Consider the following 25,788-nt stretch of genomic DNA (forward strand, 5'->3'; position numbering starts at 1 on the left):
TGCATTTCAGGAAGAACCAGAACATGAAAATAACTAAAAGTCTGTTGCACGTCGGTGTGCTTGGGCTGTCGATCCTGGCGAGTAACGTCATGGCGGCGGTGTCGGCGGATGAGGCCGCCAAGCTGGGCACGACCCTGACCCCGATGGGCGCCGAAATGGCCGGTAACGCCGCAGGCACCATTCCTAAATGGTCGCCGTTGCCGACGAATGCCGGCGCCGTCGACGCCCGTGGTTTCCTGGCCAACCCTTATGCCAGCGAACAACCGCAATTCACCATCACCGCGCAAAACGTCGAGCAATACAAAGACAAGCTGGCGCCGGGGCAGTACGCGATGTTCAAGCGCTACCCGGACACCTTCAAGATGCCGGTCTACCCGACCCATCGCGGCGCCACTGTACCGGCCGAGGTGTTCGCCTCGATCAAGAAGAACGCCACCAACACCAACCTGGTGTCCGGCGGTAACGGTCTGGAAAACTTCGAAACCGCCGTGCCGTTCCCGATTCCGAAAAGTGGCGTTGAAGTCATCTGGAACCACATCACCCGCTATCGCGGCGGCAGCGTGACCCGCCTGGTGACCCAGGCCACGCCGCAGACCAACGGTTCGTTCAGCCTGGTGTATTTCAAAGACCAGTTCGTGTTCCGCGACAAAATGAAGGACTTCGACCCGAAAAACCCCGGCAACGTGCTGTTCTACTTCAAGCAGCAAGTGACCGCACCGGCACGTCTGGCCGGTGGTGTGCTGCTGGTTCACGAAACCCTCGACCAGGTGAAGGAACCGCGCTCGGCGTGGGTCTACAACGCCGGCCAGCGCCGTGTACGCCGGGCGCCGCAAGTGTCTTATGACGGGCCGGGTACCGCTGCCGACGGCCTGCGTACCTCCGACAACCTCGACATGTACAACGGTGCGCCGGACCGCTACGACTGGAAACTGGAAGGCAAGAAAGAAATCTACATCGCCTCCAACAGCTACAAGATCGACGATCCGAAACTCAAGTATGTCGACATCATCAAGGCCGGCCACATCAACCAGGACCTCGCACGCTACGAGTTGCGCCGCGTGTGGCATGTGGTCGCGACCCTGAAGGAAGGCCAGCGCCACATCTACGCCAAGCGTGACTTCTTCATCGACGAAGACACCTGGCAAGCGGCCGTGATCGACCACTACGACGGTCGCGGCCAACTGTGGCGCGTCGCCGAAGCCCATGCCGAGAACTACTACGACAAACAAGTGCCGTGGTACGCCCTGGAAACCCTCTACGACCTGCAGTCCGGCCGCTACCTGGCCCTGGGCATGAAGAACGAAGAGAAACAGGCGTATGACTTCGGCTTCACCGCCGGCATCAGCGACTTCAGCCCGGCGGCCCTGCGCCAGGACGGTGTTCGCTAAGCTGCACGCGTAGCCAAATGTGGGAGGGGGCTTGCCCCCGATAGCGGTCTGACAGCCAAGAATTCTATTGGCTGCCCCAGCGCAATCGGGAGCAAGCCCCCTCTCACATTTCTTGTCGCAGTTCTTTTTCAGGCAAATGTTGCAAAGATCTACAAAACCGCCGCTTTTACCGCTAGTCTGCGGACATCTGCAATGCCGACAACAGCCTTCTACAAGAGCCCGGCGATGACTGATCTGTCCCGAATCCAGGGGCCTGCCAGCGCGGTGATTCCGACCCTGGAAGGTCGCTTCTACAGACCTCCGCTGCCTGACGGCTACGTGCTGCGACCGCGCCTGTGCGAACGGCTGAGCGCTGGCCTGGAAGGGCGATTGCTGCTGGTCTGCGCGCCGGCTGGGTTCGGCAAGAGTTCGCTGGCGGTCGAGTTCTGCCAGAGTCTGCCCGCCCATTGGCAAAGCCTTTGGCTGGGCCTGAGCCCACGGGATAACGACCCCGGGCGTTTTCTCGAGCGCCTGCTTGACGGCTTGCAGCAATACTTCCCGCAACTGGGTGCGCAATCCCTGGGCCTGCTGAAAATGCGTCAGCGTCATCAACCGTTTGCCTTCGAAGAATGGCTCGATGGCTTGCTCGATGAGCTGGCGCTGCAGTTGTCCACGCGTGCGCCTTTGTTGCTGGTGCTGGATGACTACCATTTGGCCCAGGGCCCGGTGCTTGATCGCTGTCTGCAATTTTTCCTCAATCATTTGCCCGATGGCCTGCTGGTGCTGGTTACCAGTCGCCAGCGCCCCGACTGGCACCTGGCGCGCTTGCGCCTGTCTCGGCACCTGCTGGAGCTGCATGAGCAAGACCTGCGCCTGACCCACGCCGAATCCCTGGCGGTGTTGGATCGCCACAGCAGTTCGCTGCGCGGCGAGGCGCTGGATAATTTGATCCGGCGCAGTGAAGGCTGGGTCGCTGGTTTGCGTTTCTGGCTGTTGGCGGCCTCCGAAGCGGGGAATGAGGGCGCCTTGCCGCAGAGCCTGCACGGCGGCGAAGGCTTGATACGCGACTATTTGCTGGAAGAAGTGATTGATTGCCTGCCGGCGGAAGTCCAGGCATTCCTCTATGAAACCGCTTCGCAGGAACGCTTTTGCAGTGAACTGTGCGACGCCATACGCGATGCCCACGACAGCGCGGAAATCCTGCGTTACTTGCAGGCTCATCAGGTATTTCTGGTGCCGCTGGACGAGCAGGGGCACTGGTTCCGTTATCACCATTTGTTTTCCGACCTGCTGCGCACCCGGCGCGCGAGCAGCGCCGTGCTGCCGCCCGCCAGCCTGCACCTGCGCGCCTGTCGCTGGTTCAACGCCCAGGGGCTGATCGATGAAGCGGTCGAGCAGGCGCTGCGCGCCGGTCATCTGGATGTGGCGGCGAACCTGGTGCAGAACCTCTCCGAGGAGCAACTGCTGGCCGAGCAGAACGTTGGCATGCTCCTACGCTGGAAAATGGACTTGCCCGACAGCCTGCTGATCAGCACGCCCCGGTTGATCGTGCTGTACAGCTGGGCCTTGGGCCTGGCGTGCCAGCTGGATGCGGCGGAAGAACTGTCCGGCTATCTCAGCCGCTTCCTGCCGGCGCCATCGGCCACTGCGCAGAAGTCGATGCTGGCGCAGTGGCTGGCGCTGAGCGGGATCATCGCCCGGGGCCGAGGCGACCGCGAGCTGACTCAGCGCTATTGCAGTGAAGCCTTGGAAAGCCTGCCGCAGCGCCGTTATGGTCAGCGCCTGATGTGCCTGTCGACCCTCTCCAACCTGGCGATCGTCGATGCCGACCTGTGGCGCGCCCGTGGCTTGAACCGCGAATCCCTCGAATTGGCGCAGCGTGTCGGCAACCCGCTGTTTGAGGCCCTGGCCCATTACGACCGTGCCCGGGTCTTGCAGGCGCGGGGTGAAATCCTGCGCTCGCTGGATGAAGTACACCAGGGCCTGCAACGCTTGCACGACCTTTCGCCCCAACGGTTGTACGCCGTGCGCGCCCGATTAGCGCTTTACGAAGGCTACCTGCTGCTCGCGCGTTGTCAGCCTGAAGCCGGCCTGGTCCGCCTGCGCGCCGGCCTGGCCGAAGCCCGCGCCTGCCGGGATATCAGCGTGCTGATCGGGCATTGCGTGATTGCCAACTTCGAAGGGCGCCGCGGCGACTTCCCCAAAGCCTTCGCCGAACTGGCCGAGGCCGAACGCCTGATGCACATCTGGGACGTGCCGCCGATTTACTACCTGGCAATGATCACCCTGATCAAATGCGAGCTCTGGTTGGCCCAGGGGCGTACCGACCTGGCCGACGCCTGGCTGACCCGCCTGGGGCAAACCTACAACGGCGCACACGCGGCGGCGGCCCCGGAGTTTCATCCGCACCTGCCGCAGCATATCGAGCTGCAGCAAGCCGCGTTGGATGCGATCCGCCATCAACCGGCGGCGGCCCTGCAGCGCCTCGAAGACCTGGCGCAACACGCTCATGGCAGCGGCCGCCAGATGATTGCCCTGATGGCGCTGACCCAGCAGGCGCAGTTGCTGCTGGAGAGCGGCCAGGAGGCCAAGGCGCGCGAGGTGTTGGTTCGCGCCCTGGAAGCCGGAGCCGGCGGCGCGCTGCAACCCTTCCAGCGCCTGCTTGAAGGGTATCCCGACTGGATGCGCGATCAACTCGGCCAAGACCCCCATGGTTTATTGAACCAGAGCCTGTTGGCGCTGCTGCCGGCCGTTGCTGTCAGCGAGCCGGCGCCCAACCATGAAACCCTGAGCGCCCGCGAGCTGGCAGTGCTGCAACTGATCGCCCAGGGCTGTTCGAACCAGGAGATCAGTAACCGACTCTTCATCTCCCTGCACACGGTCAAGACCCACGCCAGCCATATCAACAGCAAGCTCGGCGTGGAGCGGCGCACCCAGGCGGTCGCGCGGGCGCAGGAGCTGCGGTTGATTGGTTAAAGCCTGAGTCCGCTGGCGAGCTTGCTTGCGTTGAGGTGCGACGCCGCTCCAGTCTGGTTTAATAGTGCAATCATTCTGGCGACAGTCGCCCGGAAACCCTATGCCGTTTGCACAAGAGGACCGTTCATGGACACCGCAAAGCCGACCCTTATCCGCGAAACCTTCCCCGTCGGCCCTTTGCAGTGCAACTGCACCATCATCGGCGACCCCATCAGTAAAAAAGCCATCGTGGTCGACCCCGGCGGCAATCACGAACTGATCCTGGCGCGGCTCGAGGCGCTGGGCCTCAAGGTGGTGAGCATCATTCACACCCATGCTCACCTGGATCACTTCCTGGCGTCCGGCCAGTTGAAGGAGAAGACCGGCGCGACCCTGCATTTGCACAAGGCCGACCAGTTCCTCTGGGATAACCTGGAGATGCAGTGCCAGACGTTTGGCGTGCCGTATACGCCGGTGCCGTCGCCGGACCGTTGGCTGGCCGACGATGAAGAGCTGGCTTGCGGTTGCGGCGTCGCATTGCATACGCCGGGGCACACGCCGGGGTCGATGAGTTTCTGGTTTGCCGATGCCAAGCTGCTGATCGCTGGAGATACGTTGTTTCGCCGGGGCGTAGGCCGCACGGATTTGTGGGGCGGGGACCAAGCGGCGATTGTGCGCTCGATCAAGCAGCGCCTGTATACGCTGGATGAGGCGGCGACGGTGGTGACCGGTCACGGGCCGGAGACGCGACTCGGTGACGAGATGCGCGAGAACCCCTTTGTGCGCGCATGATTGCAACGTAGGCGGTCAAGCCCTGTAGCAAAAAACTCAGCGTGTGTTCAGCGTGTGTCTGCTACGGTTTGTGTCGCGACGATAGTCCTGCGTTTTTTGTTACAGGTTAAGATACGTCCACGGAATTTTTACCGTTTGTCGCGTTCAAAACCCGGCAAAGATCCATTGTCCATATCCTCTGCACCCAGGGTGCAAAAGTAGGAGCTTCTCCATGTTCACTCCGCGTCGTCTGCTCGTTGTCGCTACTGCCGTAGCCATGTTATCTGGCTGTGCTTCACCCAATCCGTATGACGGTAGCAGCCAGGGACAGGCGAGTAATGAATCCGGTGGCATGAGCAAGACCGTCAAGTACGGCGGCCTCGGCGCTCTGGCCGGTGCGTTGGCCGGTGCAGCCATCGACCATAACAACCGTGGCAAGGGCGCACTGATCGGTGCCGTCGTCGCGGGTGCAGGTGCGGCGGGTTATGGCTACTACGCCGACCAGCAGGAAAAGAAACTGCGCGAAAGCATGGCCAATACCGGGGTTGAGGTTCAGCGCCAGGGCGATCAGATCAAACTGATCATGCCGGGCAACATCACCTTCGCCACCAACTCGGACGCGATCTCCAGCAGCTTCTATACGCCGCTGAACAACCTGGCCAACTCGCTCAAGCAGTTCAGCCAGAACACCATCCAGATCGTGGGTTACACCGATAGCACCGGCAGCCGCCAGTTGAACATGGACCTGTCCCAGCGTCGTGCGCAGAGCGTGGCCAACTATCTGACCTCCCAAGGCGTCAGCGCTGCCAACCTGAGCGCTCGTGGTGCCGGTCCGGATAATCCGATCGCCAGCAACGCCGACGTCAACGGTCGCGCGCAGAACCGTCGTGTAGAAGTGAACCTGGGCCCAATCCCAGGCCAGCAGTATGGCCAGCCAGGCGCCCAGCAACAGGCGCCGCAGCAGAACAACCAGTTCCAGGGCAACCCGTACTCGCAATACCAGTAATCTGCAGCCAATAAAAAGGGCGCCGTGCAATCAATGCACGGCGCCCTTTTTTGTGGCCGTCGGTTACATCAATCGATGTACTCGAACACCTTCACGATCTTCTGTACGCCGGACACACCCTGTACTAAGTTCGCCGCACGGGTCGCTTCTGCCTGGGTCAGCAGGCCCATCAGGTAAACGATGCCGTTGTCGGTGACGACTTTGATGCGTGAACCGGGAATGGCGTTGTCGGTCAGCATCTGCGCCTTGATCTTGGTGGTCAGCAGCGCATCGTTGCTGATGGCCAGCAGGGTGATCGGGTCCATTACCTGCAATTCGTTGTGGACCTTCTTGACCCGCTGCACGGCCGAGGCGGCTTGTTCGGCCTGGGCCTTGAGTTCGGCACGTGGCGTTTGGCCGGCGAGCAGCACCACGCCGTTGAAGCTGGTCACGACGATGCGCGACGCGCCATTGCCCAGGTCCGTAGCGGCCTTGGCGACGTTGACCTCGACCTTGGTTTCGATCAACGAGTCGTCAATCTTGCTGCCGAAGGTGCGGGTGCCCTTGTCGTCCTGGATGGGGGTGTCACGTGTCGCGGTGATTGCCGTGCTGCAGCCGCTGATGCCGAGGCACAGCGCAATCGCCAATAGGCTGAGGCGTTTAACGGTCATTCTTCACTCCCGAACAGTTGGCTGTCGATCAGATCGCACAGGCAGTGGATCGTCAGCAGGTGGACTTCCTGAATACGTGCGGTGACATTGGCCGGGACGCGAATCTCCACGTCCTCGGGCAGCAACAGCGAGGCCATGCCGCCGCCGTCGCGGCCAGTCAATGCTACGACAATCATTTCGCGATCATGTGCGGCCTGGATCGCCTGAATAATATTCGCCGAGTTGCCGCTGGTGGAAATCGCCAGCAGCACGTCACCCGGTTGCCCCAGGGCGCGGATCTGTTTGGAGAAGATTTCGTTGTAGCTGTAGTCGTTGGCGATCGAGGTGATCGTCGACGAATCGGTGGTCAAGGCAATGGCCGGTAAGCTCGGACGCTCGCGCTCGAAGCGGTTGAGCAACTCGGACGAGAAATGCTGGGCATCGCCGGCCGAGCCGCCGTTGCCGCACGAAAGCATTTTGCCCTCGTTGAGCAAGGCATTGACCATGACCTGACTGGCTTGCTCGATGTGCGGTGCAAGTACGTCCATCGCCTGTTGCTTGGTGTCGATGCTGGCCTGGAAAAGCTGGCGAATTCGGGATTGCATGTCCATCTGTGTGACCTTAAGTAGCGCGGCTATTTGGCACAGGAATGTGCAGCCCGCAAAGCAAAGAGCAAAAGTATGTGGTGAAGATGTCCGGCGAATCAGCTGTCGAAGGCATCTTTGAGCCAGTTCAAATCAGCTTTGCCAGACGGTGTGCTTTCAATGGCAACCACATCGAAACGGCAGGGGGAGTCAGCCCAGCGATGCTCCTTGAGCAGGAAAAACTGCGCGGCGAGTATCAGCTTCTGACGCTTGCGCCCGTCGATACTGGCGAGCGCGCCACCCCATTGTGCGTGTTTTCTGTAGCGGACTTCGACGAATACTACTGTATCGCCGTCAAGCATGACCAGATCAAGCTCGCCGCGTTTACACAACCAGTTCTGCGCCAGAAGGCGCAGACCCTGTTGTCGAAGATACTCAAGCGCTTGAAGTTCGGCATCCTTGCCGCTTTGTGCGCTGGACCGCTCGGGCATCAGCGTGGGGTATCGGGCAGACGCTGGACCTCGCCGCCGACGAACTTCGCCCACGGCATCTGGCGGTCAACGCGCTGGTGTGTGCTGATGCCCAGGTTGCCCGAGAGGCCGTCAATGCGCGTATCCGGCAATGCCTTGAGTTGGCCTACGCGTGGCGCCAGGCGGTAGGCATCGACGCCCATCGCGTACAGGCGGCCAAGGCTGCCATTGGCTTGCGGCCATTGTGCAGCGACCTGGTTGCGCAGCGGGTCGGTGGTGTTGAGCAGCCAAGGGGTTTCGCAGAACATCACGTTGGTCATGTCCAGGTACTGGTTCTTGTCGCCGCTGGCGCTGAACACGTGAGACGTCGCATACACCGGCACGTCGCCAGCGTACTGGAAGTTCAGGGTCGGCTTGATCTGCTGGGCCAGTTGCGGGGTGACGGCCAGGAAGATGAACTCGATATCCTGGCGACGCGAAGGTTGTGCGGCGACGTCGGTGCCGACGGCGCTTTGCAGGCTCTTGGCACGGCCTTCGCTTTTACGCAGTTGGAACAGATCGGCAATCTGCTGGGCGAGGGCGACCGGCTGGTCGACGTACTCGACGCCGACAACGGTGCCGCCGTTGGCTTCCCAGTCCTGGCGGAAGGCCTTGTAGACACGCTCACCCCATTCGCCACGGGGCACCATCGCAGCGGCGCGGTGCAGGCCGTCGGCACGGGCGCGGCGCGAGACTTCGCGAGCTTCGTCTTCAGCCGCCAGGCCGAACTGGAACAACTGCGCCGGGTTTTGATCGGTCTCGCTGTAGTTCAACGCCAGGGTGGTAATCGGCAATTGCGGGCGCGCGCTGAGCTGTTTGACCAGCGGCTTTTCCAGCGGCCCGACGACCAATTGCACGCCGGCAGCCTTGGCCTTGGCGTAGAAGTCGTCGAGGGAGGTCAGGCGCGAGCTGTCATAGAACTCGATGACCGGCGGCTTCTGCCCGGCTTGTTCAGCCTGGTAATGCGCGGCCATGAAGCCTTCGCGCAGGGCCTTGGCCACGGTGGCCAGTGGACCCTCCTGCGGCAGTAGCAGGGCGATCTTGTTCAGCGGCTGGCTCGCCAGTTCCTTGAGTTTGGTCAGCGGCGTCGGCAGTTGCACGGCGGCCGGATGGCCGGGGTTCTGCGCGCGCCAGGTGTCAATGGCGGCTTGCTGTTGCTCCAGCGTGCCGGCGCCCTTGACCGCCTGGGCCAGGGTGATCCAGCCGTCGAGCGTCGGGTTGCCGCTGGCTTGCAGCTGTTCGGCCGGCAGCGCGGCAATCAGCGCCCAGATGGCTTCATGGTTGCTCTTGGCGGCGTCGCCGGTCAGCAGTGGCGCCATGGTCACGCGCTCGCGAGCGGCGGCCAGGGTCTGGCCGTCGGCTTCATAGGCGCGTGCATGTACGGTGCCGGTGCGGACCTGCTGTTCGGCCGGCAGCTCCTTCAGGTTCTGCAGGCTGGGGTGGTTCAACGCCGCCAGCGCGGCCTTGGGCTGGTTGCGCGTCATGGCCAGTTCGGCGGCCAGGGTGTTGGCGAACACCTGCGCGGCGGGCTTGAGAACATCCAGCGGCACCTGCGCAAGAATCTGCGACGAGCGGCCAGCGTTGTTCTGGTGGTAGGCCATGTCGGCCGCGCTCAGGCGCAGCAACGCAGCTTTTTCGGGCGTGTTGGCGGTAGTCGCCTGTTCGAGCAGTTGCTCGATACTGGCATCCGGGGTCCGTGGCAGGTCGCCAAGGCGGGACGAGGGCGAGCTGGCACAGGCGCCCAGCAAGGCAGCGAGGCAGAGGGCGGAGAGCAGCCGCAGGCAAGGGATCATGTAAGTGTTCCTGATACCGATCAAATTAGCGTGGAATTGTACCCAAGCACTGGCCCAGGCGCGATGTTACTGGCGTGAAACCGTGAATTTAGGTGGTGCAAATGTTGCGTTTGGGTGGCTAGGGCCGACCGACGGCTGAAACGGCATCCATCTCGATGGCATATTTCCACGGCGTCGACGCGCTACAATGTGGCTTTTGCCAACCATCGAGGTGTGCGTTTTGACTGCTCCAGGTCCTTTGAATTCCACTGCAGGCTCGCTTTTTGTCGTGGCGACGCCCATTGGCAACCTGGACGACATCAGCGCCCGGGCGCTTAAAGTGTTGCGCGACGTTAAATTGATCGCTGCGGAAGACACTCGGCACTCCCAGCGCTTGATGCAGCATTTCGGCATCAGTACGCCATTGGCGGCCTGCCACGAACATAACGAGCGCGAAGAAGGCAGCCGTTTTATCACGCGCCTGCTGGCCGGTGACGATGTGGCGCTGATTTCCGATGCCGGTACCCCGCTGATTTCCGATCCCGGTTACCACCTGGTCCGTCAGGCGCGTGCCGCGGGTATCAATGTAGTGCCGGTTCCGGGCGCATGCGCGTTGATTGCGGCGTTATCCGCCGCGGGGTTGCCGTCGGATCGTTTCATCTTCGAAGGTTTCCTGCCGGCCAAGGCGGTGGGGCGTCGCGCACGTCTTCAGGCGCTTAAGGAAGAACCGCGCACGCTGATCTTCTATGAAGCCCCGCATCGTATCCTCGAATGCCTGCAGGACATGGAGCTGGTGTTCGGTGGCGAGCGCCTGGCGCTGCTGGCCCGTGAGCTGACCAAGACCTTCGAGACGCTCAAGGGGCTGCCGCTGGAAGAACTGCGCGCGTTTGTCGAAGGTGACAGCAATCAGCAGCGTGGCGAGTGCGTGGTGCTGGTGGCGGGTTGGACGGCGCCGGAAAATGAAGACGCCGTCGGTGGCGAAGCCATGCGCGTCTTGGATCTGCTGCTCAAGGAAATGCCCCTTAAGCGAGCGGCGGCGCTGGCGGCGGAAATCACCGGGGTGCGTAAAAATGTGTTGTATCAGGCCGCGCTGGATAAACAGAAAGCCGAATAGTTCCGGGGTTAAACCGGTATTCCGTCTGAACGTGATGGCATTGCTGCACTTTTAATACTTGTCCTAACTCCGTCGTGCCGTTAACCTGCGCGGCGGAGAGTCGATTGGACAGTCGCTGCCCTCTATGAAAATTAGGGGGGGGAGGAAAGTCCGGGCTCCATAGGGCGAAGTGCCAGGTAATGCCTGGGAGGCGTGAGCCTACGGAAAGTGCCACAGAAAATAACCGCCTAAGCACTTCGGTGCCGGTAAGGGTGAAAAGGTGCGGTAAGAGCGCACCGCACGTCTGGCAACAGTTCGTGGCTAGGTAAACCCCACTTGGAGCAAGACCAAATAGGGTCCCAAGGCGTGGCCCGCGCTGGGACCGGGTAGGTTGCTAAAGATGTCCAGTGATGGCCATCGTAGACGAATGACTGTTCAAGACAGAACCCGGCTTATAGATCGACTCTCCACCTTTTTTCCTTCTGTCCGAATCTCGTGCAGAAACCCGGTAGTAACGCAAGAATCCCTCCCTGCCAAATCATTGGCAGATGCATCTTGGTAATACCAAAAAAATCTTACTCTTAATAAATTACTTTAACTTTGAAGCATAGCTCTTTGAGCTATTTGTGCTTATTGAGCCAAAAATACCGCTGAACTCTGATTTCTCCTCCTCTTGCGCTCCTAAATCTCCGTTCTGTAAGGCTTTTCCTTGAATCCGCGCCTTGACGGTGTGGTGGGCGCATTCCTATAGTGTGCGCAAGTGGCGGAAAGTGGCACAAAGTGGGTTTTTTTAACGTAAAGCGCTAAAATTTGGAGAAACGCATCTGTGTTTCGCGGAGCTAACGCTATCAGTCTCGATGCAAAAGGCCGTCTCGCTATGCCGAGCCGGTATCGTGACGAGCTGATTTCGCGAAGTTCCGGGCAGTTAATCATCACGATCGATGCCGTTGACCCTTGTTTATGCGTTTACCCCCTCGATGAGTGGGAGTTGATTGAAACCAAACTGCGTGCCTTGCCTTCATTGCGTGAAGAAAACCGCCGTCTGCAGCGTTTGCTGATCGGTAATGCCGTCGACCTCGAACTCGATGGCAGTGGTCGTTTCCTGGTGCCCCCGCGTCTGCGCGAGTACGCCAAGCTCGACAAGCGCGCAATGCTGGTGGGCCAACTGAACAAGTTCCAATTGTGGGACGAAGATGCTTGGGATGCTGTTTCTGCAGCTGACCTGGCTGCTATTCAACAACCGGGCGCCATGCCTGATGAACTGCGTGATTTGATCTTGTGACTATTGATAGCGGCTTTAACCACATCACCGTACTGCTTGACGAAGCCGTTGAGGCTCTCGCCGTACGCGCGGATGGCTGCTATCTGGATGGCACCTTCGGCAGGGGCGGGCACAGCCGGTTGATACTCAGCCAGCTCGGGCCCGACGGTAAACTCCTCGGGTTCGACAAAGACCCCCAGGCGATTGCCACCGGGCAAGCGCTAGCGGCCGAAGACGGCCGCTTTGTCGTTGTACAACGCAGCTTTGCCGAGCTGGGTGCCGAAGTCGCCGAGCGCGGCATGGCAGGCAAGGTGGCCGGGGTTTTGCTCGACCTGGGCGTGTCCTCGCCGCAGCTCGATGACCCGGAGCGCGGTTTCAGTTTCATGAACGACGGCCCGCTGGATATGCGTATGGACCCCACCCGTGGTGTCAGTGCCGCCCAGTTCATCGCCACCGCGCCGGTGGAAGAAATCGCCCGTGTGTTCAAGGAATACGGTGAAGAACGCTTCGCCGGTCGCATGGCGCGCGCCGTGGTCGAGCGCCGCGAAATCCAGCCGTTCGAGCGCACCGCCGACCTGGCGGAAGTGCTGAAAGTCGCCAACCCTGCCTGGGAAAAGGGCAAGAACCCGGCGACCCGTGCGTTCCAGGGCCTGCGCATTCACGTCAACAATGAGTTGGGCGATCTGGAAGCCGGCCTCGAAGCCGCGCTGGAAGCCTTGGAAGTGGGCGGGCGCCTGGTGGTGATCAGCTTCCACTCCCTGGAAGACCGCATCGTCAAACTGTTCATGCGTCGCCTGGTCAAGGGTGAATCCGACAACCTGCCACGCAACCTGCCGGTGCGTTTCGAAGCCTTCGTGCCGAAAATCAAAATCCATGGCAAGGCGCAGTTCGCTTCCGAAGCTGAACTCAAGGCCAACCCACGCTCCCGTAGCGCCGTCATGCGCGTCGCGGAGAAGTTGCGGTGAGCAGGCTCTTCGCCAAGCCCCTCCCGGGCGGCAGCTTCTTTATGTTGCTGCTGTTTATCGGCGTGCTGGTGTCCGCGATTGCGGTGTCCTACAGCGCCCATTACAACCGCCAACTGCTCAATACCCTGTACGGCGAATTGAGTGTGCGTGATAAAGCGCAGGCGGAGTGGGGCCGGTTGATCCTCGAGCAAAGCACCTGGACCGCCCACAGCCGCATCGAAATACTGGCCACCGAACAGTTGAAGATGCACATCCCTGGCGCGGCCGAAGTTCGAATGGTGGCGCCATGATGAAACTCGAAGGCGCACTTTACCCGTGGCGCTTCCGCCTGATGCTCGGCTTGCTGGCCTTGATGGTCGGCGCCATCGCCTGGCGGATCATCGACCTGCAGGTGGTCGACCGCGACTTCCTGATCGGCCAGGGCGATGCTCGTAGCCTGCGACATATTCCGATTCCAGCACACCGCGGCCTGATCACCGACCGTAACGGCGAGCCCCTGGCCGTCAGTACGCCGGTGACCACGCTGTGGGCCAACGCCAAGGAATTGCAGGTAGCCAAGGACAAGTGGCCACAACTGGCTGCCGCGTTGGGTCAGGACCCGAAAGCCCTGGCCGAGCGCCTGGAAGCCCAGGCCAATAAAGAATTCATCTACCTGGTTCGCGGCCTCACCCCCGAACAGGGCCAGCAAGTGCTCGACCTCAAGGTCCCCGGTGTCTATGGCATCGAGGAATTCCGCCGTTTCTACCCGGCCGGTGAAACCACCGCGCACATGGTTGGCTTTACCGACATCGACGACCATGGTCGCGAAGGGGTTGAGCTGGCCTACGATGAATGGCTGGCCGGCGTGCCCGGCAAGCGACAGGTCATCAAGGATCGGCGCGGCAGACTGATCAAAGACGTCCAAGTCACCAAAAACGCCAAGGCCGGCAAGCCCTTGGCGTTGTCGATTGACCTGCGCCTGCAATACCTGGCCAACCGCGAGCTGCGTAACGCGATCATCGAGAACGGCGCGAAGGCCGGCAGCCTGGTGATCATGGACGTGAAGACCGGCGAGATCCTCGCCATGGTCAACCAGCCGACCTACAACCCGAACAACCGTCGCAACCTGCAACCGGCGATGATGCGCAACCGCGCGATGATCGACGTGTTCGAGCCGGGTTCGACCATGAAAGCCATCTCCATGAGTGCCGCCCTGGAAACCGGGCGCTGGAAGCCCAGCGACAAGGTCGAGGTCTACCCCGGCACCCTGCAGTTGGGCAAATACACCATTCGTGACGTGTCGCGTACCGAAGGCCCGGTGTTGGATCTGACAGGTATCCTGATCAACTCCAGTAACGTGGGCATGAGTAAGGTCGCCTTCGATATCGGCGGCGAAACCATCTACCACCTGGCGCAAAAGATCGGCTTGGGCCAACCCACCGGCCTGGACTTCCCGGGTGAGCGCGTGGGCAACCTGCCGAACTACCGCGACTGGAAAAAAGCCGAGACCGCTACGCTGTCCTACGGCTATGGCCTGTCGGTGACCGCGATCCAACTGGCCCACGCTTTCTCTGTATTGGCCAATAACGGTCGGATGGTTCCTTTGAGCCTGATCCACGTCGACGAAGCGCCGAAAGCGACCCAGGTGATTCCGGAAAACGTCGCCAAGACCATGCAAGGCATGCTGCAACAAGTGATCGAAGCACCGCGTGGCGTATTCCGCGCCCAGGTGCCGGCGTATCACGTGGCCGGCAAGTCGGGTACTGCGCGTAAGACCTCGGTCGGCACCAAAGGCTATGCCGAGAACTCCTATCGCTCGCTGTTCGCCGGTTTCGGCCCGATGAGCGACCCGCGCTATGCCATCGTCGTCGTGATCGATGAACCGAGTAAAGCGGGCTACTTCGGTGGCCTGGTGTCGGCGCCGGTGTTCAGCAAAGTGATGTCCGGCACCCTGCGCCTGATGAACATCACGCCGGACAACCTGCCGCCGACCCAACAAGCGAACGCCGGACCACCGGCCGCCGCGGTAAAAGCCAATGGAGGGCGCGGCTGATGTCTCTTAGCCTGAACAAGATTTTTGCCCATGCCGGTCGCGATCTGCTGATTCGCGAGCTGACGCTGGACAGTCGTAATGTACGCGCCGGGGACCTGTTCCTGGCGGTGCCTGGCGGTAAATACGATGGCCGCGCGCACATCGCCGATGCCCTGCAACGCGGCGCCGCCGCCGTGGCGTATGAAGTGGACGGTGCCACCGTGCTGCCGATCACCGACGTGCCGTTGATTCCCGTCAAGGGCCTGGCCGCGCAACTGTCGGACATCGCCGGGCGTTTCTACGGCGATCCGAGCCGCCACCTGAACCTGATTGGCGTGACCGGCACCAACGGCAAGACCAGCGTGACCCAACTGGTCGCCCAGGCGCTTGACCTGTTGGGCCAGCACTGCGGCATCGTCGGCACCCTGGGCACCGGTTTCTATGGCGCGCTGCAAAGCGGCCTGCACACCACGCCGAACCCGATCGCCGTGCAAGCGACCCTGGCCGACCTGAAAAAGGCCGGTGCCAAGGCGGTTGCCATGGAAGTGTCGTCCCACGGTTTGCACCAGGGCCGCGTTGCTGCGCTGGCTTTCGATGTGGCGGTGATGACCAACCTGTCCCGCGATCACCTGGACTACCACGGCACCATGCAAGCCTACGCCGCCGAGAAGGCCAAGCTGTTTGCCTGGAACGACCTGAAGTGCCGCGTGGTGAACCTGGATGACGCGTTCGGCCGCGAGTTGGCTGCCCAAGACAGCGAAGCGCGCCTGATCAGCTACAGCCTGGAAGACTCCCGCGCCTATCTGTATTGCCGCGAAGCCCAATTCAATGACGAGGGCGTGCGCGCCACGTTGGTGACGCCGCAGGGCGAGCACCATTTGCGCAGCACCTTGCTGGGTCGTTTCAACCTGAGCAACGTCCTCGCGGCGATCGGTGCGCTACTCGGCCTGGATTACGCGCTCGATGAAATCCTGCGCGTGCTGCCGAAGCTGGAAGGCCCGGCCGGTCGCATGCAACGTCTGGGCGGCGGTTCGCAGCCTCTGGTGGTGGTCGATTACGCCCACACCCCGGACGCACTGGAAAAAGTCCTGCTGGCCCTGCGCCCACACGCCAAGGGCAAGTTGCTGTGCCTGTTCGGCTGTGGCGGTGATCGCGATCGCGGCAAGCGTCCATTGATGGCCGAGATTGTCGAGCGTCTGGCCGATGGCGTGCTCGTCACCGACGACAACCCGCGCAGCGAAGACCCGAGCCAGATTTTCGACGACATCCGCGTCGGCTTCAAAGACCCATCCAAAGCCAGTTTCATTGCCGGTCGCGGTGCGGCCATTGCCCAATTGATCGCCAGCGCCAGCGTCGACGATGTCGTGGTACTGGCTGGTAAAGGTCACGAGGACTACCAGGAAATCAACGGCGAGCGCCACGCTTTCTCCGATCTGGTCGAGGCCGATCATGCCTTGACCGCCTGGGAGGTCGCCCATGCTTAAAGCGATGAAATTCAGCGAGCTGACCCAGGCCCTCTCGGCGCGCATGCTGTCGGGTGATTGCAGTTTCAATGGCGTCAGTATCGATAGCCGTGCGATCAAGCCGGGTCAACTGTTTGTTGCCCTGGCCGGTCCGCGTTTCGACGGCCATGACTACCTGAATGAAGTCGCCGCCAAAGGCGCGGTCGGTGCCCTGGTGCAACGCGAAGTGACGGACTCCACCCTGCCGCAATTGCTGGTGGCCGACACGCGCCTGGCCTTGGGCCAACTGGGTGCGCTGAACCGTGCGGCGTTCACCAAGCCGGTGGCCGCGATCACCGGCTCCAGCGGCAAGACCACGGTCAAGGAACTGCTCGCCGGTGTCCTGCGCACGCGCGGGCCGGTGCTGGCCACCCGTGGCAACCTGAACAACGATTTCGGCGCACCGCTGACCCTGCTCGAACTGGCCCCGGAACACACGGCGGCCGTGATCGAGTTGGGCGCTTCGCGTATTGGCGAAATTGCCTACACCGTGGCGCTGACCAAGCCTCACGTGGCAATTATCAACAACGCCGGGACTGCCCACGTCGGCGAGTTCGGCGGCCCGGAAAAAATCGTCGAAGCCAAGGGCGAAATCCTCGAAGGCCTCGATGCCTCGGGCATAGCTGTGTTGAATCTTGACGACAAGGCCTTCGAGACCTGGCGTGTACGCGCCGCCGGTCGCAAGGTGCTGACGTTCGCCGTGCTGAATGCTGCGGCCGATTTCCACGCGTCGAACATCGCGGTCGACGCCCGTGGTTGCCCGTCCTTTACCTTGCATTCGCCGCAAGGCGAGCAGCATGTGCAGTTGAACCTGCTGGGCAACCATAACATCGCCAATGCCTTGGCGGCCGCGGCTGCGGCTTACGCCCTGGGCGTGTCGCTGTTTGGCATCGCCACCGGCCTGGGCGCGGTGCAACCGGTCAAGGGCCGTACCGTCGCGCAATTGGCCAGCAATGGCATGCGCGTGATCGATGACACTTACAACGCCAACCAGTCCTCGGTCTGCGCCGCCATCGACCTGCTCAAGGGTTTCGATGGGCGCAAGGTGCTGGTGCTGGGTGATATCGCCGAACTGGGCGATTGGGCCGAACAGTCCCATCGGGAAGTCGGCGCTTACGCCAACGGCAAAGTCGACGCGCTCTACGCCGTCGGCCCGAACATGGCTCATGCCGTCAATGCCTTCGGCCCCGGTGCGCGGCATTTCGCCACCCAGGCCGAGTTGATCCAGGCGCTGCGTGCGGGCGAACAAGACAAACACACAACCATTTTGATCAAGGGATCGCGCAGCGCGGTGATGGAAAACGTCGTCGTGGCCTTGTGTGGCTCAAGTACGGAGAAACATTAATGCTGCTGCTGCTGGCTGAGTATCTGCAACAGTTCCACAAAGGCTTCGCGGTCTTCCAGTACCTGACCCTGCGCGGGATTCTGGGCGTGCTGACCGCGCTGTCTCTGTCGCTGTTCCTGGGGCCGTGGATGATCCGCACCCTGCAGAGCCTGCAAATTGGTCAATCGGTTCGCAATGACGGCCCGCAGTCGCACCTGTCCAAATCCGGCACCCCGACCATGGGCGGCGCGCTGATTCTGTCGTCCATCGGCATCAGCACCTTGCTCTGGGCCGACCTGTACAACCGCTACGTTTGGGTGGTGCTGCTGGTGACCTTGTTGTTCGGCGCCATCGGCTGGGTCGATGACTATCGCAAAGTGATCGAGAAAAACTCCAAGGGGCTGCCAAGCCGCTGGAAGTATTTCTGGCAGTCGGTGTTCGGCCTGGCCGCCGCGATCTTCCTCTACATGACGGCTCCAAGCGCGGTCGAGACCACCTTGATCATCCCGATGCTCAAGGATGCGAGCATTCCGCTGGGCATCGGCTTCGTGGTGCTGACCTACTTCGTCATCGTCGGCTCCAGCAACGCGGTGAACCTGACCGACGGCCTCGACGGCCTGGCGATCATGCCGACGGTGATGGTGGGCGGCGCATTGGGCATCTTCTGCTACCTGTCGGGTAACGTGAAATTCGCTGAATACCTGCTGATCCCGTATGTGCCGGGCGCCGGTGAACTGATCGTGTTCTGCGGCGCGCTGATCGGTGCCGGGCTGGGCTTCCTGTGGTTCAACACCTATCCCGCGCAAGTGTTCATGGGCGATGTCGGCGCACTGGCGCTGGGCGCGGCCCTGGGCACCATCGCGGTGATCGTTCGCCAGGAAATCGTGCTGTTCATCATGGGCGGTGTGTTCGTGATGGAAACCCTGTCGGTGGTCATCCAGGTGGCTTCCTTCAAATTGACTGGGCGCCGCGTGTTCCGCATGGCGCCGATCCACCACCACTTTGAACTCAAGGGCTGGCCTGAGCCGCGTGTGATCGTCCGATTCTGGATCATCACCGTGATTCTCGTGCTGGTCGGCCTTGCCACCCTGAAACTGAGGTAGAAACGAGTGTCCCTGATCGCTTCAGACCACTTCCGCATCGTTGTCGGCCTCGGCAAGAGCGGCATGTCCCTGGTTCGCTTCCTGGCGAACCAGGGCACGTCGTTTGCCGTCGCCGATACGCGGGAAAATCCACCGGAGCTGGTCACGCTGCGCCGTGACTACCCGCACGTGGAAGTGCGTTGTGGCGAGTTGGATGTCGAGTTTCTGTGCCGTGCCGACGAGCTCTACGTGAGCCCCGGCCTGGCCCTGGCGACACCGGCCCTGCAAGCCGCGGCGGCGCGTGGCGTGAAGCTGTCCGGCGATATCGACCTGTTCGCGCGCAACGCGAAGGCGCCGATCATCGCGATCAGCGGTTCCAACGCGAAAAGCACCGTGACCACCCTGGTCGGCGAGATGGCGGCTGCGGCCGGCAAGCGCGTGGCCGTGGGCGGCAACCTCGGCACCCCGGCGCTGGACCTGCTCAGCGACGACGTCGAGCTGTACGTGATGGAACTGTCGAGCTTCCAGCTGGAAACCACCCACGACCTGGGCGCTGAAGTGGCCACCGTATTGAACGTCAGCGAAGACCACATGGACCGCTACAGCGGCCTGCCGGCCTATCACCTGGCCAAGCACCGGATCTTCCGCGGCGCCAAACAAGTGGTGGTCAACCGCCAGGATGCCCTGAGCCGTCCGCTGATGGGCGAGGGCCTGCCGTGCTGGACCTTCGGCCTGGGCAAACCCGACTTCAAGGCCTTCGGTATCCGTGAAGAGAACGGCGAGAAATACCTGGCCTTCGAATTCCAGAACCTGATGCCGGTGCGCGAGCTGAAAATCCGTGGCGCCCACAACCAATCCAATGCCCTCGCGGCCTTGGCGCTGGGGCATGCCGTGGGCTTGCCGTTCGACGCCATGCTCGCGAGCCTGCGCACCTTCGGCGGCCTCGAGCATCGCTGCCAGTGGGTCCGCGACCTGAATGGCGTCAGCTATTACAACGACTCCAAGGCCACCAACGTCGGTGCGGCCCTGGCCGCCATCGAAGGCCTGGGTGCCGATATCGACGGCAAGCTGTTGCTGATCGCCGGTGGCGACGGCAAAGGCGCCGACTTCAAGGACCTCAAGGGGCCGGTGGCCGCCCATTGCCGCACCGTGGTGCTGATCGGCCGCGATGCCGACTTGATCGCTGCCGCCCTCGGTGATGCGGTGCCGCAAGTGCGTGCCAGCTCCCTCGACGACGCGATTGCCCAGTGCAAAGCCCTGGCCCAGCCGGGTGATGCGGTGCTGCTGTCGCCGGCGTGCGCCAGTTTCGACATGTTCAAGAACTACGAAGAGCGCGGCCAGCTGTTCGCCCGCGCCGTGGAGGCCTTGGCATGAATCTCAACTTCCGTAACATCATCAAGCCGTACCCGTCGCCGATCATTACCGGACGCGGCATCGACCTCGACTTCCCGATGCTCGCCGGTTGCCTGGCTTTGCTGGGCCTTGGGTTGGTGATGATCACGTCGGCGTCCTCCGAAGTGGCGGCCGTGCAGTCGGGCAACACCCTGTACATGATGATCCGTCATTTGGTGTACCTAGTGATCGGCCTCGGCGCGTGCATCGTCACCATGATGATCCCCATCGCCACCTGGCAGCGTCTGGGCTGGCTGATGCTGATCGGTGCGTTTGGCTTGCTGATCATGGTGATCCTGCCCGGCATCGGCCGCGAGGTGAACGGTTCGATGCGCTGGATCGGCTTCGGTGCGTTCAACGTGCAGCCGTCGGAAATTGCCAAGGTGTTCGTGGTGATCTACCTCGCCGGCTACCTGGTGCGGCGTCAGAAAGAAGTGCGTGAAAGCTGGATGGGCTTCTTCAAGCCGTTCATCGTGCTGCTGCCCATGGCCGGCCTGTTGCTGATGGAACCCGACTTCGGGGCCACCGTCGTGATGATGGGCGCCGCTGCGGCGATGCTGTTCCTCGGCGGGGTCGGGCTGTTCCGCTTCACCTTGATGGTGGTGCTGGCGGTGGCTGCCGTGACCGTGCTGGTGCAGGCGCAACCTTATCGGATGGCCCGTCTGATCACCTTTACCGACCCGTGGTCCGACCAGTTCGGCTCCGGCTATCAGTTGACCCAGGCGCTGATCGCCTTCGGTCGCGGCGAGTGGCTGGGCGTGGGCCTGGGCAACAGCGTGCAGAAACAATTCTACCTGCCGGAAGCGCACACCGACTTCGTGTTCTCGGTGCTCGCCGAAGAGCTGGGCGTGGTCGGTTCGCTGTGTACCGTCGCATTGTTCGTGTTCGTGTGTGTGCGCGGCATGTACATCGGCTTGTGGGCCGAGAAGGCCAAACAGTATTTCGCTGCGTATGTGGCGTATGGCTTGTCGTTCCTGTGGATCGGCCAGTTCCTGATCAATATCGGCGTGAACGTCGGCCTGCTGCCGACCAAGGGCCTGACCTTGCCGTTCCTCAGTTACGGCGGCAGTTCGCTGGTGATCTGCTGTGCCTGTCTTGGCTTGTTGCTGCGCATCGAGTGGGAGAGTCGAACCCACCTGGGCAGCGAAGAGATGGAGTTCAGCGAAAGCGACTTCGCCGAGGAGCCGACCCATGGGCGCTAACGTGCTGATCATGGCAGGCGGCACCGGGGGCCATGTGTTCCCGGCCCTGGCCTGTGCGCGCGAATTCCAGAGCCGTGGCTACAGCGTGCATTGGCTGGGAACGCCGCGTGGTATCGAAAACGAACTGGTGCCGAGCGCCGGCTTGCCGCTGCATTTGATCAACGTCACGGGCCTGCGCGGCAAGGGCAAGCTGTCGCTGCTCAAGGCACCGTTCGTGTTGCTCAAGGCGGTGTGGCAGGCGCGCAAGGTCATCCGTGAATTGCAGCCGGTGTGTGTGCTCGGTTTCGGCGGTTACGTGACCGGCCCCGGCGGCGTCGCGGCCAGGCTCGCGGGCGTGCCGGTGATCGTGCATGAGCAGAACGCTGTCGCCGGCACCGCCAACCGCTTGCTGGTGCCGCTGGCGGCGCGGGTGTGCGAAGCGTTCCCGAATACCTTCGGCGCCTCGGACAAACGCCGCACCACCGGCAACCCGGTACGCACCGAGCTGTTTATGGACATTGCCCGGCAGCCCTTGGCCGGGCGCAAGGCGCACCTGCTGATCCTGGGCGGGAGCCTGGGCGCCGAGCCGCTGAATAAATTGCTACCGCAAGCGCTGGCGCAACTGCCTGTGGACGTGCGCCCGCAGGTCTTTCACCAGGCCGGCAAGAACCACGATGAAGTCACCGCCACGCGTTATCGCGAGGCCGGTGTCGAGGCTGATGTGCAGCCCTTCATCAAAGACATGGCCCAAGCCTATGGCTGGGCCGACCTGGTGGTCTGTCGCGCTGGTGCGCTGACCGTCAGTGAACTGGCCGCCGCCGGTCTGCCGTCCTTGCTGGTGCCTTTGCCCCATGCGATCGACGATCACCAGACCCGCAACGCCGAATATTTGGCCGGGGAGGGCGCTGCCTTCCTACTGCCGCAAAGAACGACTGGCGCCGCCGATTTGGCCGCACGCCTGACCGAGGTTTTGATGCAACCGGAACGACTCAACAGCATGGCGAGCACCGCACGCCGCCTGGCCAAACCTGACGCAACCCGCACCGTGGTCGATATCTGCCTGGAGGTGGCCCATGGTTGAGAATCAGAAAGCCATGCCGCAACCGGAAATGCGCCGCATCCGTCGTATCCACTTCGTCGGGATCGGCGGCGTGGGCATGTGTGGCATTGCCGAAGTATTGTTGAACCTGGGCTACCAGGTGTCCGGCTCCGACTTGAAAGAGTCGCCGGTCACCGAGCGCCTGAAGTCCTTCGGCGCGAAAATCTTCATCGGCCACCGCGCCGAGAACGCCGTCGAGGCCGACGTGCTGGTGGTGTCCAGCGCCGTGAACACCTCCAACCCGGAAGTTGCCAGCGCCCTTGAGCGCCGCATTCCCGTGGTGCCCCGCGCCGAGATGCTGGCCGAGCTGATGCGCTACCGCCATGGCATTGCTGTCGCCGGTACCCACGGCAAGACCACCACCACCAGCCTGATCGCCTCGGTGTTCGCCGCCGGTGGCCTGGACCCGACCTTTGTGATCGGTGGCCGCCTGAATGCAGCCGGCACCAATGCGCAACTGGGCACCAGCCGCTACCTGATCGCCGAAGCTGACGAAAGCGATGCCAGCTTCCTGCACCTGCAACCGCTGGTGGCCGTGGTCACCAACATCGACGCCGACCACATGGCGACCTACGACGGCGACTTCAACAAGTTGAAGAAAACCTTCGTCGAGTTCCTGCATAACCTGCCGTTCTACGGTTTGGCAGTGGTGTGCCTGGATGACCCGGTGGTGCGCGAGATCCTGCCGCTGGTCAAGCGTCCGACCGTGACCTACGGCTTCAGCGAAGACGCCGACGTGCGTGCGATCAATGTGCGCCAGCAAGGCATGCAGACGTTCTTCACCGTGCTGCGCCCGGACCGCGAACCGCTGGACGTGTCGGTGAACATGCCGGGCAACCACAACGTGCTCAATTCCCTGGCGACCATCTGCATTGCCTCCGATGAAGGCGTCAGCGATGAAGCCATTGTCGAGGGCCTGTCGGGCTTTGCCGGCGTGGGCCGGCGCTTCCAGGTCTACGGGCAACTGCCGGTGGAAGGTGGCGAGGTGATGCTGGTGGACGACTACGGTCACCACCCGACCGAAGTCGCCGCCGTGATCAAGGCCGTGCGCGGTGGTTGGCCGGATCGTCGCCTGGTGATGGTCTACCAGCCGCACCGCTACAGCCGCACCCGCGACCTGTATGACGATTTCGTCAATGTACTGGCCGATGCCAACGTGCTGCTGCTGATGGAAGTCTACCCGGCCGGTGAAGAACCGATCCCCGGGGCGGACAGCCGCAAACTGTGCAACAGCATCCGTCAGCGCGGCCAGTTGGACCCGATCTACATCGAGCGTGGTGTGGACCTGGCGCCGATCGTCAAGCCGCTGCTGCGCGCCGGCGACATCCTGCTGTGCCAGGGTGCCGGTGATATCGGCGGCCTTGCGCCTAAATTGCTGGCGAGCCCCTTGTTCGTAAACAAAGCACTTGCTGCTGAACAGGGGAAGTCGAAATGACCACGAACTACGCCTCCCTGTTCTCCACCATCGCCCCTGCCGACTTCGGCCGCGTGGCCGTGCTGTTCGGCGGTAAGAGCGCTGAGCGTGAAGTGTCGCTCAAGTCCGGCAACGCCGTGCTCGAAGCGCTGCAAAGCGCGGGCGTGAATGCGTTCGGGATCGACGTGGGTGACGACTTCCTCGCACGCCTGCAGGTCGAGAAGATCGACCGCGCCTTCATCATCCTGCACGGCCGTGGTGGTGAAGACGGCAGCATGCAAGGCCTGCTGGAGTGCGCCGGGATTCCTTACACCGGCAGCGGCATCCTCGCCTCGGCGCTGGCCATGGACAAGTTGCGCACCAAGCAGGTGTGGCACAGCCTGGGAATTCCTACCCCGCGTCACAGTGTGCTGTGCAGCGAAGACGATTGTATTTCTGCAGCCAAGGAACTGGGCCTGCCTTTGATCGTCAAACCTGCCCATGAAGGCTCCAGTATCGGCATGGCTAAAGTGAACTCGGCCGCCGAATTGATCGACGCATGGAAAGCGGCAAGTACCTACGATTCGCAAGTGTTGGTGGAACAGTGGATCCAAGGTCCCGAGTACACCATCGCCACCCTGCGTGGCCAGGTATTGCCGCCCATCGCCTTGGGCACGCCCCACACTTTTTACGATTACGATGCCAAGTACCTGGCTTCCGATACCCAGTACCGGATCCCCTGCGGCCTTGACGCAAGCAAAGAACAGGAATTGATGGACCTCACGGCGAAAGCCTGTGAGGCGCTGGGTATCGCCGGTTGGGCGCGGGCAGACGTGATGCAGGACGACCAAGGGAATTTCTGGTTCCTGGAAGTCAACACCGCACCGGGCATGACCGACCACAGCCTGGTCCCTATGGCCGCGCGCGCAGCCGGCCTGGATTTCCAGCAGTTGGTGCTGGCGATCCTGGCGGCCAGCGTTGCCGGTGAAGAAAGGCAGCGAGGCTAAGACATGAAAGGCGCATCGCTTCGTCATCAGCCCCCACCCGCACCCGGCCGCAAGCCGGTGCCACGGGGTGCCAGCCGAATGGTGGCTAAAGAGCCGATGTCGGCGCGCCTGCCGAAAGCCAACTTTGGTTTCCTCAAGGCGCTGTTCTGGCCGGTGTTGCTGGTGGTGTTGGGCTTCGGCACTTACGAAGGCGCGCAGCGTCTATTGCCTTATGCCGACCGGCCGATCACCAAGATCAGCGTGCAGGGCGACTTGAGCTACATCAGCCAGCAAGCGGTGCAGCAGCGCATCGGCCCGTTCCTGGCGGCGAGCTTCTTCACCATCGACCTGGCCGGCATGCGCCGGGAGCTGGAGCAGATGCCGTGGATCGCCCACGCCGAAGTCCGCCGTGTATGGCCGGACCAGGTGACGATCCGCCTGGAAGAACAACTGCCCGTGGCCCGTTGGGGCGATGAGGCGCTGTTGAACAACCAGGGCCAGGCGTTCACCCCGCGTGAGCTGGCCAATTACGAGCACCTGCCGCAGCTGTTCGGGCCGCAGCGGGCGCAGCAGCAAGTGATGCAGCAGTACCAGGCCTTGAGCCAGATGCTGCGGCCGCTGGGCTTCTCCATTGCACGCCTGGAATTGCGTGAACGGGGCAGCTGGTTTTTGACGACCGGGGCAGGCAGTTCCGGCCCGGGCATCGAGTTGTTGCTGGGACGCGACCGCTTGGTGGAAAAGATGCGCCGCTTTATTGCCATCTATGAAAAGACCTTGAAAGAACAGATTACGAACATTGCGAGCGTCGACCTGCGTTACGCCAACGGCCTTGCCGTCGGCTGGCGTGAACCGGCTGCGCCCACGGCAGCGCAACCCGCTGTCGCGAAGAATTAAGAAGAGGCAGGA

Annotated in this window: 22 protein-coding genes and 1 other RNA gene; 19 read left to right on the forward strand and 4 right to left on the reverse strand. The window is 62.1% G+C overall.

Annotated features, from left to right (window positions below; all coding sequences use genetic code 11):
- Nucleotides 1-23: 23 nt before the first annotated feature.
- The 4 genes from JN756_RS05285 to JN756_RS05300 all read left to right on the forward strand — a co-directional run bounded on the left by JN756_RS05285 (nucleotide 24) and on the right by JN756_RS05300 (nucleotide 6,099).
- A complete protein-coding gene (locus JN756_RS05285) occupies nucleotides 24-1,388 on the forward strand; it encodes a DUF1329 domain-containing protein (RefSeq protein WP_046384660.1) in 1,365 nt (454 codons plus the stop codon).
- 225 nt (nucleotides 1,389-1,613) lie between these two features.
- Entirely contained in the window at nucleotides 1,614-4,343 is a 2,730-nt protein-coding gene (locus JN756_RS05290) for a winged helix-turn-helix domain-containing protein (RefSeq protein ID WP_057004263.1), read from the forward strand.
- A gap of 126 nt (nucleotides 4,344-4,469) precedes the next feature.
- Nucleotides 4,470-5,114 (forward strand): MBL fold metallo-hydrolase, encoded by a 645-nt coding sequence (locus tag JN756_RS05295; RefSeq protein ID WP_046384658.1) that lies wholly within the window; start codon nucleotides 4,470-4,472, stop codon nucleotides 5,112-5,114.
- 211 nt (nucleotides 5,115-5,325) lie between these two features.
- Complete coding sequence (locus tag JN756_RS05300) at nucleotides 5,326-6,099, forward strand: YiaD family glycine zipper/OmpA-like lipoprotein (RefSeq protein ID WP_046384657.1); 774 nt, start codon at nucleotides 5,326-5,328, stop codon at nucleotides 6,097-6,099.
- Nucleotides 6,100-6,167: 68 nt separating this feature from the next.
- On the opposite strand, the gene JN756_RS05305 is transcribed toward JN756_RS05300, so the two are convergent.
- The 4 genes from JN756_RS05305 to JN756_RS05320 form a co-directional block, all read right to left on the reverse strand.
- Nucleotides 6,168-6,749, reverse strand: a complete 582-nt coding sequence (locus JN756_RS05305) for a BON domain-containing protein (protein WP_017845939.1) — start codon at nucleotides 6,747-6,749, stop codon at nucleotides 6,168-6,170.
- Nucleotides 6,746-7,339, reverse strand: coding sequence for a phosphoheptose isomerase (locus JN756_RS05310; protein ID WP_003171862.1), 594 nt, complete (start codon nucleotides 7,337-7,339; stop codon nucleotides 6,746-6,748). Before JN756_RS05310 ends, JN756_RS05305 begins: the two co-directional genes overlap by 4 nt.
- A gap of 92 nt (nucleotides 7,340-7,431) precedes the next feature.
- Nucleotides 7,432-7,803 carry a YraN family protein gene (locus JN756_RS05315; RefSeq protein ID WP_017845938.1) on the reverse strand — a complete coding sequence of 124 codons (372 nt, stop codon included), beginning with the start codon at nucleotides 7,801-7,803 and terminating at the stop codon, nucleotides 7,432-7,434.
- Nucleotides 7,803-9,614 carry a penicillin-binding protein activator gene (locus tag JN756_RS05320; protein ID WP_057004265.1) on the reverse strand — a complete coding sequence of 604 codons (1,812 nt, stop codon included), beginning with the start codon at nucleotides 9,612-9,614 and terminating at the stop codon, nucleotides 7,803-7,805. The genes JN756_RS05315 and JN756_RS05320 overlap by 1 nt, the downstream gene beginning before the upstream one ends.
- Before the next feature lie 187 nt (nucleotides 9,615-9,801).
- On the opposite strand from JN756_RS05320, the gene rsmI reads away from it, so the two are divergent.
- From rsmI to JN756_RS05395, 15 genes are all read left to right on the forward strand, one after another.
- Nucleotides 9,802-10,707 (forward strand): 16S rRNA (cytidine(1402)-2'-O)-methyltransferase, encoded by a 906-nt coding sequence (gene rsmI, locus JN756_RS05325; protein WP_162231502.1) that lies wholly within the window; start codon nucleotides 9,802-9,804, stop codon nucleotides 10,705-10,707.
- A 96-nt stretch (nucleotides 10,708-10,803) separates the two neighbouring features.
- Nucleotides 10,804-11,157, forward strand: an RNA gene (gene rnpB / locus JN756_RS05330) — RNase P RNA component class A.
- Between the two features lie 355 nt (nucleotides 11,158-11,512).
- Nucleotides 11,513-11,968, forward strand: coding sequence for a division/cell wall cluster transcriptional repressor MraZ (gene mraZ, locus JN756_RS05335; RefSeq protein ID WP_003171868.1), 456 nt, complete (start codon nucleotides 11,513-11,515; stop codon nucleotides 11,966-11,968).
- Nucleotides 11,965-12,912 (forward strand): 16S rRNA (cytosine(1402)-N(4))-methyltransferase RsmH, encoded by a 948-nt coding sequence (gene rsmH / locus JN756_RS05340; RefSeq protein WP_010213048.1) that lies wholly within the window; start codon nucleotides 11,965-11,967, stop codon nucleotides 12,910-12,912. Before mraZ ends, rsmH begins: the two co-directional genes overlap by 4 nt.
- Nucleotides 12,909-13,202 carry a cell division protein FtsL gene (gene ftsL, locus JN756_RS05345; protein WP_017845934.1) on the forward strand — a complete coding sequence of 98 codons (294 nt, stop codon included), beginning with the start codon at nucleotides 12,909-12,911 and terminating at the stop codon, nucleotides 13,200-13,202. The genes rsmH and ftsL overlap by 4 nt, the downstream gene beginning before the upstream one ends.
- Nucleotides 13,202-14,944 (forward strand): peptidoglycan D,D-transpeptidase FtsI family protein, encoded by a 1,743-nt coding sequence (locus JN756_RS05350; RefSeq protein ID WP_164673122.1) that lies wholly within the window; start codon nucleotides 13,202-13,204, stop codon nucleotides 14,942-14,944. The genes ftsL and JN756_RS05350 overlap by 1 nt, the downstream gene beginning before the upstream one ends.
- A complete protein-coding gene (locus tag JN756_RS05355; protein WP_017845932.1) occupies nucleotides 14,944-16,407 on the forward strand; it encodes a UDP-N-acetylmuramoyl-L-alanyl-D-glutamate--2,6-diaminopimelate ligase in 1,464 nt (487 codons plus the stop codon). Before JN756_RS05350 ends, JN756_RS05355 begins: the two co-directional genes overlap by 1 nt.
- Entirely contained in the window at nucleotides 16,400-17,770 is a 1,371-nt protein-coding gene (locus JN756_RS05360) for a UDP-N-acetylmuramoyl-tripeptide--D-alanyl-D-alanine ligase (RefSeq protein WP_057004266.1), read from the forward strand. Before JN756_RS05355 ends, JN756_RS05360 begins: the two co-directional genes overlap by 8 nt.
- On the forward strand, nucleotides 17,770-18,852 hold the full coding sequence (mraY, locus tag JN756_RS05365; RefSeq protein ID WP_017845930.1) for a phospho-N-acetylmuramoyl-pentapeptide-transferase: 1,083 nt from the start codon (nucleotides 17,770-17,772) through the stop codon (nucleotides 18,850-18,852). Before JN756_RS05360 ends, mraY begins: the two co-directional genes overlap by 1 nt.
- A gap of 6 nt (nucleotides 18,853-18,858) precedes the next feature.
- A complete protein-coding gene (gene murD / locus JN756_RS05370) occupies nucleotides 18,859-20,205 on the forward strand; it encodes a UDP-N-acetylmuramoyl-L-alanine--D-glutamate ligase (RefSeq protein WP_177030174.1) in 1,347 nt (448 codons plus the stop codon).
- The gene (gene ftsW, locus JN756_RS05375; protein ID WP_057004267.1) at nucleotides 20,202-21,425 is read left to right on the forward strand and encodes a putative lipid II flippase FtsW; all 1,224 of its coding nucleotides are present in this window, start codon (nucleotides 20,202-20,204) and stop codon (nucleotides 21,423-21,425) included. The genes murD and ftsW overlap by 4 nt, the downstream gene beginning before the upstream one ends.
- Nucleotides 21,415-22,485 carry an undecaprenyldiphospho-muramoylpentapeptide beta-N-acetylglucosaminyltransferase gene (gene murG, locus JN756_RS05380; RefSeq protein WP_046384652.1) on the forward strand — a complete coding sequence of 357 codons (1,071 nt, stop codon included), beginning with the start codon at nucleotides 21,415-21,417 and terminating at the stop codon, nucleotides 22,483-22,485. The genes ftsW and murG overlap by 11 nt, the downstream gene beginning before the upstream one ends.
- Entirely contained in the window at nucleotides 22,478-23,938 is a 1,461-nt protein-coding gene (gene murC, locus JN756_RS05385; RefSeq protein ID WP_201021904.1) for a UDP-N-acetylmuramate--L-alanine ligase, read from the forward strand. The genes murG and murC overlap by 8 nt, the downstream gene beginning before the upstream one ends.
- The gene (locus tag JN756_RS05390; protein WP_201021905.1) at nucleotides 23,935-24,903 is read left to right on the forward strand and encodes a D-alanine--D-alanine ligase; all 969 of its coding nucleotides are present in this window, start codon (nucleotides 23,935-23,937) and stop codon (nucleotides 24,901-24,903) included. The genes murC and JN756_RS05390 overlap by 4 nt, the downstream gene beginning before the upstream one ends.
- Before the next feature lie 3 nt (nucleotides 24,904-24,906).
- A complete protein-coding gene (locus JN756_RS05395; protein WP_026139894.1) occupies nucleotides 24,907-25,776 on the forward strand; it encodes a cell division protein FtsQ/DivIB in 870 nt (289 codons plus the stop codon).
- The last annotated feature ends 12 nt before the right edge of the window (nucleotides 25,777-25,788 follow it).

Source organism: Pseudomonas sp. Y39-6 (assembly GCF_023651955.1).
GTDB classification, from domain to species: Bacteria; Pseudomonadota; Gammaproteobacteria; order Pseudomonadales; family Pseudomonadaceae; genus Aquipseudomonas; species Aquipseudomonas veronii.

Excerpts from the sequence above, each read along its gene's own strand:
- JN756_RS05285 (WP_046384660.1), top strand. The coding sequence starts at position 24 with ATGAAAATAACTAAAAGTCTGTTGCACGTCGGTGTGCTTGGGCTGTCG.
- JN756_RS05290 (WP_057004263.1), top strand. The coding sequence starts at position 1,614 with ATGACTGATCTGTCCCGAATCCAGGGGCCTGCCAGCGCGGTGATTCCG.
- JN756_RS05295 (WP_046384658.1), top strand. The coding sequence starts at position 4,470 with ATGGACACCGCAAAGCCGACCCTTATCCGCGAAACCTTCCCCGTCGGC.
- JN756_RS05300 (WP_046384657.1), top strand. The coding sequence starts at position 5,326 with ATGTTCACTCCGCGTCGTCTGCTCGTTGTCGCTACTGCCGTAGCCATG.
- JN756_RS05305 (WP_017845939.1), bottom strand. The coding sequence starts at position 6,749 with ATGACCGTTAAACGCCTCAGCCTATTGGCGATTGCGCTGTGCCTCGGC.
- JN756_RS05310 (WP_003171862.1), bottom strand. The coding sequence starts at position 7,339 with ATGGACATGCAATCCCGAATTCGCCAGCTTTTCCAGGCCAGCATCGAC.
- JN756_RS05315 (WP_017845938.1), bottom strand. The coding sequence starts at position 7,803 with ATGCCCGAGCGGTCCAGCGCACAAAGCGGCAAGGATGCCGAACTTCAA.
- JN756_RS05320 (WP_057004265.1), bottom strand. The coding sequence starts at position 9,614 with ATGATCCCTTGCCTGCGGCTGCTCTCCGCCCTCTGCCTCGCTGCCTTG.
- rsmI (WP_162231502.1), top strand. The coding sequence starts at position 9,802 with ATGTGGCTTTTGCCAACCATCGAGGTGTGCGTTTTGACTGCTCCAGGT.
- JN756_RS05350 (WP_164673122.1), top strand. The coding sequence starts at position 13,202 with ATGAAACTCGAAGGCGCACTTTACCCGTGGCGCTTCCGCCTGATGCTC.
- JN756_RS05355 (WP_017845932.1), top strand. The coding sequence starts at position 14,944 with ATGTCTCTTAGCCTGAACAAGATTTTTGCCCATGCCGGTCGCGATCTG.
- JN756_RS05360 (WP_057004266.1), top strand. The coding sequence starts at position 16,400 with ATGCTTAAAGCGATGAAATTCAGCGAGCTGACCCAGGCCCTCTCGGCG.
- mraY (WP_017845930.1), top strand. The coding sequence starts at position 17,770 with ATGCTGCTGCTGCTGGCTGAGTATCTGCAACAGTTCCACAAAGGCTTC.
- ftsW (WP_057004267.1), top strand. The coding sequence starts at position 20,202 with ATGAATCTCAACTTCCGTAACATCATCAAGCCGTACCCGTCGCCGATC.
- murG (WP_046384652.1), top strand. The coding sequence starts at position 21,415 with ATGGGCGCTAACGTGCTGATCATGGCAGGCGGCACCGGGGGCCATGTG.
- murC (WP_201021904.1), top strand. The coding sequence starts at position 22,478 with ATGGTTGAGAATCAGAAAGCCATGCCGCAACCGGAAATGCGCCGCATC.
- JN756_RS05390 (WP_201021905.1), top strand. The coding sequence starts at position 23,935 with ATGACCACGAACTACGCCTCCCTGTTCTCCACCATCGCCCCTGCCGAC.
- JN756_RS05395 (WP_026139894.1), top strand. The coding sequence starts at position 24,907 with ATGAAAGGCGCATCGCTTCGTCATCAGCCCCCACCCGCACCCGGCCGC.